We start from the raw sequence: 11,012 nt of genomic DNA, 5'->3' as shown, positions 1-11,012 counted from the left end.
CGCTCCTCGGTCGCCGGCGCTCCCTGCGATGCTCACCGCGGCGTCAGCCGACGATCGCACGGGTCGGCTTCCGCCCCGGCTCCGCTCCTCGGTCGCCGGCGCTCCCTGCGATGCTCACCGCGGCGTCAGCCGACGATCGCACGGGTCGGCTTCCGCCCCGGCTCCGCTCCTCGGTCGCTGGCGCTCCCTGCGATGCTCACCGCGGCGTCAGCCGACGATCGCCTCCGCGAAGGCGACCGGCTCGAACGGCGCCAGGTCGTCCGGACCCTCGCCCAGCCCGACGAGCTTCACCGGGATGCCGAGGTCGCGCTGCACCGAGACGACGATGCCGCCCTTGGCGGTGCCGTCGAGCTTGGTGAGGACGACGCCGGTCACCTCGACCGCCTCGGTGAACACCCGGGCCTGGACGACGCCGTTCTGGCCGGTCGTCGCGTCGAGGACCAGCAGCACCTCGTCGACCGGGCCCTGCTTCTCCACGACCCGCTTGATCTTGCCCAGCTCGTCCATCAGGCCGGTCTTGGTGTGCAGCCGGCCCGCGGTGTCGACCAGCACGACGTCGACCTCGGCCTCGGCGCCGGTGCGCACCGCCTCGAACGCGACCGACGCCGGGTCGCCGCCCTCGCGGCCGCGCACCGTCATGACCCCGACCCGCTCGCCCCAGGTCTCCAGCTGGTCGGCGGCCGCGGCGCGGAAGGTGTCCGCCGCACCGAGCACGACGCTCTTGCCGTCACCGACCAGCGAGCGGGCGATCTTGCCGACCGTCGTCGTCTTGCCCGCGCCGTTCACGCCGACCACGAGGACCACCGCCGGGCGGCCGTCGTGCCGCTCGGTGCGCAGCGTGCGGTCCAGGTCCGGGCCGAGCACCGCGGCCAGCTCGGACACCAGCAGGTCGTGCAGCTGCTGGGGCGAGGCGGTGGCCAGCACCAGGCTCTGGGTGCGCAGCCGCTGCACGATCTGGGTGGTGGCGGCGACGCCGACGTCGGCGGCCAGGAGGGTCTCCTCGACCTCCTCCCAGTCGTCCTCGGTCAGCTTCTCCCGGGCCAGGACGGTCAGCAGGCCACGGCCCAGCGACGACTGCGACCGGGCCAGCCGCGACCGCAGCCGCACCAGCCGGCCGGCCGAGGGCGGCGGCGTCTCGAAGACCAGCCCCGGCTCCGGCTCGGCCGGCGGCAGCTCGACCGGCGGCGCGGGCGGCTCGACCAGGTCCGCGGCGGTCGCCCCGGACCCGGCGGGTCGCTCGTCCCCGGCCGGGGGCGCGGTCGTCCGCGGGGGCTGCGGCCGGGTCAGCGTGGTGCCGGCCGCGGCGTCGGAGTCCAGCCGCGTGGTCCGGCGTCCGCGCCCCACCAGGAGGCTGACGCCGACGATCAGGGCGACGACGACGATCGCGACCGCGATCAGCACGTACTCCATGCAGGTCAGTCTCGCAGCGCGACCGTTGCCGCGTGCGGCAGGCTGTGCGGCATGCCCGACACCCCCGGCCTGCGCCCGCTCCTCCTGCTGGGTCCGCTGCTGCGGCACGTCGACCCGGTGTCGGCCACCGTGTGGGTCGAGACCGACCGGCCGTGCACCGTCGACGTGCTCGGCCGCACCGCCCGCACGTTCTGCGTCAACGGCCACCACTACGCGCTGGTCGTCGTCGAGGGCCTGGAGCCGGGCAGCAGCACGCCCTACGAGGTGCTCCTGGACGGCGACCGGGTGTGGCCGCTGGCGGGCAGCCCGCTCCCGCCCAGCCGGATCCGCACGGTCGGCCGCCCCGGGCCGGTGCGCATTGCGTTCGGCTCGTGCCGGTACGCCACCCCCACGACCGCCGACACCCGCGACGGCATCGCCCCCGACGCGCTGGACGGTTACGCCCGCCAGGCGCTGGAGCTGCCGGAGGACCAGTGGCCCGACGCCCTGGTGCTGCTCGGCGACCAGGTCTACGCCGACGAGGTCACCCCGGGCACCCGGGCGTGGATGGCCGGCCGCCGCGACCTGTCGCAGCCGCCGGGCGCCCAGGCCGCGGACTTCGAGGAGTACACCCGCCTCTACAGCGAGTCGTGGGGCGACCCGCAGGTGCGCTGGCTGCTGTCGACCATCCCGTCCTCGATGGTGTTCGACGACCACGAGATGATCGACGACTGGAACACCTCGGCCGCCTGGCGCGCGGAGGTGACCGGCACCGACTGGTGGCACCGGCGCATCTGCGGCGGGCTGGTCAGCTACTGGGTCTACCAGCACCTGGGCAACCTCTCGCCGCGCGAGCTGGCCGACAACGCGACCTGGCAGGGCATCCAGGAGAGCCCCTCGGACGACGCCGGCCCGATGCTGGACGAGATGGCGCGCGCCGCCGACGTCGAGCCGAAGACCGTCCGCTGGAGCTACGTGCGGCACTGGGGCAACGTGCGGATGGTCATGGTCGACAGCCGGGCCGGGCGGGTGCTGGACGAGCAGCAGCGCAAGATCGTGGACGACGACGAGTTCAGCTGGATCGAGGCCGCCGTCCGGCAGGCCGTGGACGACGGCGTCGACCACGTGCTCGTCGGCACCTCGCTGCCCTGGCTCCTCCCCCACTCGGTGCACGACCTGGAACGGTGGGACGAGACCGTCGCCGCGCGGCACTCCGGCCGCCTGCTGGGCCGGCTGGCGGAGAAGTTCCGGCAGGTCGCGGACCTCGAGCACTGGGCGGCGTTCAACGACTCGTTCGAGCGGCTCGGCCGGTTGCTCACCGGGACCGCCCGCGGCGAGTTCGGCCCTGCGCCGGCCACCGCGCTGGTGCTGTCCGGCGACGTCCACCACGCCTACGCGGCGGAGCTGGTGCACCCCGGCGGGCTGACCGGCCGGGTGCACCAGCTGACGGTCTCCCCGCTGCACAACGCCGCACCGCACGCGATCGAGATCGGCTTCCGGCTGGGCTGGAGCCGCTGGGCGCGGGCCCTCACCGGGGTGGTCACCCGGCTGGCCCGGGTGCCCGCCAGCCCGGTGCAGTGGCGGAAGAACGCCGGCCCGTTCTTCGGCAACGAGCTCGGCGAGCTGGTGCTCGACGGCCGGGACGCCCGCTTCCTGCTGTGGGCCACCAGCCGCGACGAGTCCGGCGCGCCGCGCTTCGACCAGGTGCTGGACACTCGTCTGTCGTGAGCGAGCACTTCGGGTTCGAGGAGACCAAGCCCGCCCCCGGCCCCGACCAGCCGCCGATCCCGGTGCGGCTGGTCACCTTCAACATCCACCACGGGGTGGGCGCCGACGGCCGGCACGACCTCCCGCGGCTGGCCCGGCTGCTGGCCTCGCTCGACGCCGACGTCATCTGCCTGCAGGAGGTCGACCGGCACTTCGGCCCGCGCAGCGAGGGCGTCGACCAGTCGCTGCTGCTGGCCCGGGCGCTCGACATGCAGCTGGAGTTCGCCCCCTCCATCGACGAGCCCGGCCCGTCGGGCGGGGACGACGACCGGCGGCAGTACGGCAACGCGCTGCTGTCCCGGCTGCCGATCCTCGTCACCGACGTGCACCCGCTCCCCGGCGGCGGCGAGCGGCGCACCGCGATGCGCACGCTCGTCGAGCTCGACGGCGCCGCGCTGTGGGTGACCAACACCCACCTGTCCAGCCGCTCGGCCGCCGACCGCGCCGCGCAGGCCGCCGCGGTGGCGGCGCTGCACACCGGGGCGATGGAGACCGGTGTGGTCGTCGGCGACCTCAACGCGGACGCCGGCGCCCCCGAGCTGGACGTGCTGCGGGAGCGGTTCACCGACGCCTGGCACCTCGCGCAGGCGCGCAGCGACCAGGGCGGGCGGTTCTCGCTGCGCCGCGCGCAGGGCCTCACCCACCCGACGGGTCACCCGCGGGTGCGCATCGACCAGGTGTGGGTGTCGGCCGGGGTGACGGTGCGCGACGCCGCCGTCGTCGACGGCTCGGGCACCTCCGACCACCACCCGCTCGTCGTCGACCTGGACGTCGTCTCCGGCGTCTAGCTCGCCGGCAGGTGGGCCCGGAGCCAGGTCTCGAGGTCCGCGCGGGCGGCCCGGGCCATCGGGGTCGGGTGGCCGGTGAACCCGTGCGGCGCCCCCGGGTACACCCGCAGGTCGACGTCCACCCCGGCCGCCGACAGGCGCGCGGCCATCGCCAGGTTGTCGGTGAGCAGGACGTCGTCGGCGCCGACGACCACCAGCACCGGCGGCAGCCCCGCGAGGTCGGCGAACACCGGGGAGAGGTCGGGGTGCGTGCGGTCCGGCGCGGCCCCCGCGTAGGCCTCGAGGAACCACTCGTCGGCGATCAGCCGGCCGGCCGGGGTCTGCCCGCTCAGGTCGTAGGTGCCGAACTGCAGCACGGCCGAGCCGAACGCGGCCACGCCCCGGTCGCGCAGCCGCAGCAGCGTGGTCACCACCAGCGTGGCGCCGGCCGAGGTGCCGGCGAGCGCGAGCTGCGTCGTCCCGAAGCGTGCCCTGGCGTGCGCGGCGAGCCAGCGCGCCGCCGTCTCGCAGTCGTCGGGTGCGGCCGGCCAGGGGTGCTCGGGGGCGAGGCGGTGGTCGACGCTGACCACCGCGACGCCCAGGGCGTCCGCGAGCTCCCGGTCGCGGACGTCGGCTGCCGCGGCCGTGCCGAGGGTGAAGCCCCCGCCGTGCACCTGCAGCAGCACCCCCGCCGCCGGGCCCGCGGGCTCGTGCACCCGCACCCGCACGCTCCGGTCGCCGACGCCGACGACCTCGCTCACCGCTGGCGGGTTCGCCGGGACGGCCGGGGGCAGGGCCGCCCGCACGGCCTGCAGCTCCGCCCAGCTGCCCGGCCCGCGCCGGGGACCGCGCTGCGCGTAGAAGGCGCGGGTCTCCGCGACGAGCGGGAGCAGGCGGGGGTCGACCAGCTGGTCCAGTCCGATCCGCACCGCCGCCGGCCCCGGCTCAGGCGGGCTGCTGCTCGCGCAGCCGCTGGCTGATCACGCCGGTGATGCCGTCGCCGCGCATGCTCACGCCGTAGAGCGCGTCGGCGATCTCCATCGTGCGCTTCTGGTGGGTGATGACGATCAGCTGCGAGGTGCTCCGGAGCTGCTCGACGAGGGTGAGCAGCCGCCCGAGGTTGACGTCGTCCAGCGCGGCCTCGACCTCGTCGAGCACGTAGAACGGCGAGGGGCGGGCCCGGAAGATCGCCACCAGCAGCGCCACGGCGGTCAGCGACCGCTCGCCACCGGACAGCAGCGACAGCCGCTTGACCTTCTTGCCCGGCGGGCGCGCCTCCACCTCGACGCCGGTGGTGAGCAGGTCCTCGGGGTCGGTGAGGAAGATCCGACCCTCACCGCCGGGGAACAGGGTCGCGAAGACCTCGGTGAACTCGCGCTGGGTGTCGGCGAAGGCCTGCGCGAACACCTCGTGGATGCGGGCGTCGACCTCCCGGACGACGGTCAGCAGGTCCCGGCGCGTGGTCTTGAGGTCCTCCAGCTGGGTGGCCAGGAACGTGTGCCGCTCCTCCAGCGCCGCGAACTCCTCCAGCGCGAGCGGGTTGACCTTGCCCAGGGCCGCGAGGTCGCGCTCGGCCCGGGCGGCGCGGCGCTCCTGCGCGGCGCGGTCGTAGGGCACCGGCTGCGGCTCGGGCTCCCCCGCCGTCTCCGCGGCGGCCAGCTGCGCGGGCGTGGGCGGCACGGGCGCGGTCGGCCCGTACTCGGCGAGCAGGGTGGGCAGGTCGACGCCGTACTCCTCGGCGGCCCGGCCCTCCAGCGCCTCGATCCGCAGCCGCTGCTCGGCGCGGGCCACCTCGTCGCGGTGCACCTCGTCGGTGAGCCGGTCCAGCTCGGCGGTGTGCTCGCGCACCTTGGTGCGGACGGCGAGCAGCTCGGCCTCCCGCCCGGTGCGGGCCTCGGCGAGGGCGTCGCGCTCGGTGGCGGCGCGGGCCAGCGACGTGGCCAGCGCGGCCTGCGCGGCCGCCGCACCGTCCCGGACGGCGGCCGCGACGGCGGCCCCGCGCTCGCGGGCGGCCCGGGCGGCGGCGGCCCGTTCGCGGGCGGCACGTTCCTGCCGGGCCTGCCGGCGCAGCGACTCGGCCCGCCCGGACAGCGAGCGGGCCCGCTCCTCGGCGGTGCGCACGGCCAGCCGCGCCTCGGTCTCGGCCTGGCGCGCGGCGGCCGCCTCGGCGCGCAGCCGGTCGCGGTCCTCGGTGGAGGGCTCGTCCTCGACCGGCGCGGCCTCGGCGTCGGCCAGCCGCTGCTCCAGCGCGGCCAGCCCGGCGGCGGACTGCTCGAGCGCCTGCTCGGCGCGCACCCGGGCGGCGTCCAGCCGCTCGGCCTCGGCCACGGCGGAGCGCGCCGCGGCGCCCAGCTCGGCGAGCTCCGCGGCGGCCACGGACCGGGCGCGGTCGCCGGCCTGGCGGGCGGTCAGCGCGGTGTCGACGTCGGCGGACCGCTCGGCGGCGGCCTGCCGGGCCGCGGCCAGCTGGTCGGCGAGCCCGGCGGCGTGCGCCTCGGCGCGGGCCAGCTCGCCGGCGGCCTCCTCGACCCGGGCGCGCACCTCGAGCCCGGACGGCGCGTTCTGCTGGCCGCCCGAGGCCCAGTCGGCGCCCAGCAGCTCCCCGGCGGCGGTGACCGCGCGGACCCGCGGGTGCACCCGCACCAGCGCGACGGCGGCGGGCAGGTCGGCGACGACCGCGACCCGCTCCAGCGCCCGGGCGAGCGCCGGGCCCAGCTCGGCGGGGGCGGTGACCAGGTCCAGCGCCCAGCGGGCACCCACGGGCAGCTCGGGCCAGCCGTCCCGGCCGACCGGCGGCAGCCCGCCGGTCACGACCAGCCCGGCCCGGCCGCCGTCGCTGCCGGCGAGGTGGGTGAGCACGGCGGCGGCCTCGGCCGGCCCGCTGACGACGACCGCGTCGGCGATCGCGCCCAGCGCGGCGGCCAGGGCGACCTCGTCGCCCGGGTGCACGGTGAGCCGGTCGGCCACCGGGCCGACCACGCCGGGCAGCCCGCTGGCGAGCACGGCGGCGGCCCCGTCGGCCGGCGCGAGCCCCAGCGCGAGCGCCTCGCGGCGGGCCTGCCAGCCGGCCCGGTCGCGCTCCGCGGCGCGCTCGGCCTGGACCAGCTCGTTGACCAGCCGGACGGCGTCCTTGTGCGCGGCGACCGCGTCGGCGTGGGCCGCGGCGTGGTCGGAGTCGCCGCCGGCGTCCGCGCTGAGCTCGTCGCGCCGGGCGGCCAGCCGCTCCTCGGCGGCGGTGGCCCGGTCACCGGCCTCGGTCGCGGACGCGGCCAGCCGCTCGATCTCGGCCTGCCCGGCGGCGGCCCGCGACCGCGCGACGGCGACCTGGCCGGACAGCTTCGCCAGCTGCTCGCGGCGGTCGGCCAGCGCCCGGGCGGCGGCCATCAGCGCGCGCTCGGCCTCGACCAGCGCCTGCTCGACCTCGGTGCGGGTGGCGACGGCGCCGCCCAGCCGCTCGCGCTCGGCGGCCAGCGAGTCGGCGAGCTCCCGCTCGGTGCCCTCGACCCGGTCGGCCTCGGCGTCCAGCTGGTCGGGGTCGCGGCCGGCCGGGCCGGCCTGCGGTGCCGCCGTGAGGTGCCGGTGCCGCTCCCCCGCCAGCTGGCCGACGCTGCGGAACCGCTCGGCCAGCGCCGACAGCCGGTACCAGGCCTCCTGGGCGGCGGCGAGCTGCGGGGCGTCGGCCGCCAGCGCGGACTCCAGCGCCGACTCGCTGCGCGACGCCTCGGCCAGCGCGGCCTCCACCACGGTGCGGCGGGCGCGGGCGGCGGTCTCGTCGGCGACGTCCTTGTCCAGCGCGTCGCGCAGCGCGACCAGGTCGTCGGCGAGCAGCCGCAGCCGGGCGTCGCGCAGGTCGGCCTGGACGCCGGCCGCGCGGCGGGCCACCTCGGCCTGCCGGCCCAGCGGCTTGAGCTGGCGGCGCAGCTCGGTGGTGAGGTCGGCCAGCCGGTCGAGGTTGGCCTGCATCGCGTCGAGCTTGCGGAGCGCCTTCTCCTTGCGCTTGCGGTGCTTGAGGACTCCGGCGGCCTCCTCGACGAAGGCGCGGCGGTCCTCGGGGCGGCCGGACAGGACGGCGTCGAGCTGCCCCTGGCCGACGATGACGTGCATCTCGCGACCGATGCCGGAGTCGCTCAGCAGCTCCTGGACGTCGAGCAGGCGCACCTTGTCGCCGTTGATCTCGTACTCGCTCTCGCCGGAGCGGTACATGCGGCGGGTGATCGACACCTCGGTGTAGTCGATCGGCAGGGCGCCGTCGGCGTTGTCGATGGTGAGGGTCACCTCGGCGCGGCCCAGCGCCGCGCGGCCGGCGGTGCCGGCGAAGATGACGTCCTCCATCTTGCCGCCGCGCAGGCTCTTCGCGCCCTGCTCGCCGAGCACCCAGGCGATGGCGTCGACGACGTTGCTCTTGCCCGACCCGTTGGGGCCGACGACGGCGGTGATGCCGGGCTCCAGCCGCAGCGTCGTCGCGGACGCGAAGGACTTGAAGCCCTTGAGCGTCAGGCTGGAGAGGTGCACGAGGGAAATCTAGCCGCGGTCACCGACACGCCGGCCCCTCGTGAGGGGTCGTGCCCGTCAGGCCAGGGCGGCGGCCGAGTCGTCGGCCAGGGTGAGCAGCTCGCGGGCGATCACGGCGTCGCGCTCCTCGCGGGCGGTGGCCAGCTCGGCCTGGAGCCGGCGTACCTGGGCGCGCAGCGCTGCGTTCTCGGCCGCCAGCAGCTCCGAGGGGGCGACGACGGAACCGAACAGGGCCTTGGCCATGGCTGAGCGGCCTTTCTGTGGCTGCGGGATGTGCCCCGTCGCACCGCCGGAGGCGGTCTGCGCGGGCTGGCACTCTCAGGGTGACACCGCCAGCGACCTGGGTCAACGGCTCGACTACAGCGTTCCCGTGTCGGGGTGATGTCGTCTTCGTCACCTGACGGTGAACGCGCTCAGCCCCTGCTCCGGCTCGTCCCGGACGTCGACGCCGGACACCCGGCCGGGCGCCTGCGGACCGTCCAGCGCGGCGAGCACCGTGCGGACGTCGTCCGCCGGTCCCTCCAGCACGACCTCGACCCGGCCGTCGGCGAGGTTGGTGGCCGACCCGGCCAGCCCGCGGGCGCCGGCCTGCTGCCGGACGAACCACCGGTACCCGACGCCCTGCACGTGCCCGGCCACCAGGGCGACGACCCTCACGACCGGCGGGCCCGCGGCCGGGGCTGGCAGTGCGGGCAGCTGTAGCTGGAGCGGTTCATGAACTGCTCGCGCACCACGGGCGTGCCGCAGCGCGGGCAGGGCTCGCCCTCCTGGCCGTAGACCGCGAGGTGGCGGGAGAAGTAGCCGCTCTGCCCGTTGACGTCGACGTACAGCGAGTCGAACGACGTCCCGCCCTGCGCGAGGCTCTCGGTGAGCACGTCGCGCACGCCCTCCAGCAGGTCGGTGACCTGCGCGCGGGTCAGCTTGTCGGTCGGCCGGGCGCCGTGCAGCTTCGCGCGCCACAGCGACTCGTCGGCGTAGATGTTGCCGACCCCGCCGATGAGCGTCTGGTCCAGCAGCGCCCGCTTGACCTCGGTGCGCCGGCGGCGCAGCGCGGCGGCGAACCGGTCGGCGTCGAACGCGGGGTCCAGCGGGTCGATGGCGATGTGCGCGACGCGCGGCGGCACGGTGCCACCGGGCCCGGTCTCCTCGACGGCGAGCCCGCCGAAGGTCCGCTGGTCGACGAACCGCAGCTCGCGGCCGCCGTCGGTGAACCGGAAGCGGGCCCGCAGGTGCACCTCGTCGGGCTCGCGGAACTTCTCCACCAGCAGCTGGCCGCTCATGCCCAGGTGGCCGACCATCGCCTGCCCGGACGGCGTGCCGTCGGCCTCGGCCATCGGCAGCCACAGGTACTTGCCGCGCCGGTGGGCGGCGGTGAACGTGCGGCCGGTGAGCGCGGCGACGAAGTCCTCCGCGCCCTCGAGGTGCCGGCGCACGGCCCGCGGGTGCAGGACCTGCACCTCGGCGATGGGCCGGCCGGTCACCCACTGGTCCAGCCCGCGCCGGACGACCTCGACCTCGGGCAGCTCGGGCACGTCAGGCCTCCGCGGCGTCGGCCCCGTCGCCGTCGGCGGTCGCCGACAGCGCCCGCCAGGCGGCCTCGGCGGCCTCCTGCTCGGCGGCCTTCTTGGTGCGGCCGGTGCCCCGACCGCGCGGCTCGCCGGCGAGGAAGACGACGGCGGTGAAGGTCTTGGCGTGGTCGGGACCGTCGTCCTCGACCGCGTAGTGCGGCGCGCCCAGCCCCTGGGCGGCACCGAGCTCCTGGAGGCTGGTCTTCCAGTCCAGGCCGGCGCCGCGGGTGGCCGACTCGGCCAGCAGCGGGTCGAACAGCCGGTGCACGATCGCCGCGGCGACCTCCAGGCCGGCGCCGAGGTGCACCGCCCCGATGAGCGCCTCGAGGGCATCGGCGAGGATCGAGTCCTTCTCCCGGCCGCCGGTGGTCTCCTCGCCGCGGCCCAGCAGCAGGTGCGGGCCGATGCCGCCCTCGCCGAGCGCCCGGGAGACCCGGGCCAGCGAGGTCATGTTCACCACCGAGGCGCGCAGCTTGGCCAGCTGCCCCTCCGGCAGGTCGGGGTGGCCGCGGTAGAGCTCGTCGGTGACGACCAGCCCGAGCACCGAGTCGCCGAGGAACTCCAGGCGCTCGTTGGTGGGCAGGCCGCCGTGCTCGTAGGCGTACGAGCGGTGGGTCAGCGCCAACGCCAGCAGCCCGCCGGGCAGCACGACGCCGAGGGCGTCGGCCAGCCAGCGGGCTGCGGAGCGGGCGTGCTCCTCCCCGGCGGGAGAGGTGGCCGCACCGTCCGGTGCAGCGTCCGCGGCCGGAGCGGTCCCGAAGAGGGACCGGCCGGCCGGGGACGCCGGAGCGGAGGTGGTGCTCACGCCGGGGGGGTGTGGTGCTCGGGTCAGACCGCGACGACCTGGCGGCCGTCGTGCTGGCCGCAGGTCGGGCAGGCCTGGTGCGGGGGCTTGAGCTCGCCGCAGGCCTTGTTCGGGCACGGCGCCAGCGTGGGGGCCGTGGCCTTCCACTGCGACCGGCGGGAGCGGGTGTTCGCGCGCGACATCCGCCGCTTCGGGACGGCCATG

The 11,012-nt window shown here is 76.7% G+C and carries 10 protein-coding genes; 2 read left to right on the top strand and 8 right to left on the bottom strand.

All coding sequences use genetic code 11. From position 1 onward, the window contains the following. Positions 1-207: 207 nt before the first annotated feature. Positions 208-1,410, bottom strand: a complete 1,203-nt coding sequence (gene ftsY, locus AB0J00_RS05555) for a signal recognition particle-docking protein FtsY (protein ID WP_357741314.1) — start codon at positions 1,408-1,410, stop codon at positions 208-210. Between the two features lie 51 nt (positions 1,411-1,461). Between ftsY and AB0J00_RS05550 the strand changes: the two genes are divergently transcribed. Beyond that, positions 1,462-3,117: an alkaline phosphatase D family protein gene (locus AB0J00_RS05550; protein WP_357741312.1), complete on the top strand. Its 1,656-nt coding sequence runs from the start codon at positions 1,462-1,464 to the stop codon at positions 3,115-3,117. Beyond that, a complete protein-coding gene (locus AB0J00_RS05545; protein ID WP_357741309.1) occupies positions 3,114-3,944 on the top strand; it encodes an endonuclease/exonuclease/phosphatase family protein in 831 nt (276 codons plus the stop codon). Before AB0J00_RS05550 ends, AB0J00_RS05545 begins: the two co-directional genes overlap by 4 nt. On the opposite strand, the gene AB0J00_RS05540 is transcribed toward AB0J00_RS05545, so the two are convergent. From AB0J00_RS05540 to rpmF, 7 genes are all read right to left on the bottom strand, one after another. After that, positions 3,941-4,852: an alpha/beta hydrolase gene (locus AB0J00_RS05540; protein WP_357741306.1), complete on the bottom strand. Its 912-nt coding sequence runs from the start codon at positions 4,850-4,852 to the stop codon at positions 3,941-3,943. The genes AB0J00_RS05545 and AB0J00_RS05540 overlap by 4 nt on opposite strands. Positions 4,853-4,868: 16 nt before the next feature. After that, entirely contained in the window at positions 4,869-8,435 is a 3,567-nt protein-coding gene (gene smc / locus AB0J00_RS05535) for a chromosome segregation protein SMC (protein WP_357741303.1), read from the bottom strand. A gap of 57 nt (positions 8,436-8,492) precedes the next feature. Beyond that, positions 8,493-8,678, bottom strand: a complete 186-nt coding sequence (locus tag AB0J00_RS05530) for a hypothetical protein (RefSeq protein WP_357741300.1) — start codon at positions 8,676-8,678, stop codon at positions 8,493-8,495. A 150-nt stretch (positions 8,679-8,828) separates the two neighbouring features. Further along, complete coding sequence (locus tag AB0J00_RS05525; protein WP_357741297.1) at positions 8,829-9,092, bottom strand: acylphosphatase; 264 nt, start codon at positions 9,090-9,092, stop codon at positions 8,829-8,831. Beyond that, complete coding sequence (mutM, locus tag AB0J00_RS05520; protein ID WP_357741294.1) at positions 9,089-9,967, bottom strand: bifunctional DNA-formamidopyrimidine glycosylase/DNA-(apurinic or apyrimidinic site) lyase; 879 nt, start codon at positions 9,965-9,967, stop codon at positions 9,089-9,091. The genes AB0J00_RS05525 and mutM overlap by 4 nt, the downstream gene beginning before the upstream one ends. 1 nt (position 9,968) lies before the next feature. Beyond that, positions 9,969-10,673 (bottom strand): ribonuclease III, encoded by a 705-nt coding sequence (gene rnc / locus AB0J00_RS05515; protein WP_357741375.1) that lies wholly within the window; start codon positions 10,671-10,673, stop codon positions 9,969-9,971. Positions 10,674-10,831: 158 nt separating this feature from the next. Continuing rightward, positions 10,832-11,011: a 50S ribosomal protein L32 gene (gene rpmF / locus AB0J00_RS05510; protein WP_357741291.1), complete on the bottom strand. Its 180-nt coding sequence runs from the start codon at positions 11,009-11,011 to the stop codon at positions 10,832-10,834. Position 11,012: the final 1 nt, after the last annotated feature.

It is taken from the genome of Modestobacter sp. NPDC049651 (genome assembly GCF_040659695.1).
Classification (GTDB): domain Bacteria; phylum Actinomycetota; class Actinomycetes; order Mycobacteriales; family Geodermatophilaceae; genus Modestobacter.
This window is presented reverse-complemented; position numbering and strand designations above follow the sequence as displayed.

Bases quoted from the DNA above. Each gene is read 5' to 3' on its own strand.
- ftsY (WP_357741314.1), bottom strand. From the start codon at position 1,410: ATGGAGTACGTGCTGATCGCGGTCGCGATCGTCGTCGTCGCCCTGATC.
- AB0J00_RS05550 (WP_357741312.1), top strand. From the start codon at position 1,462: ATGCCCGACACCCCCGGCCTGCGCCCGCTCCTCCTGCTGGGTCCGCTG.
- AB0J00_RS05530 (WP_357741300.1), bottom strand. From the start codon at position 8,678: ATGGCCAAGGCCCTGTTCGGTTCCGTCGTCGCCCCCTCGGAGCTGCTG.
- rpmF (WP_357741291.1), bottom strand. From the start codon at position 11,011: ATGGCCGTCCCGAAGCGGCGGATGTCGCGCGCGAACACCCGCTCCCGC.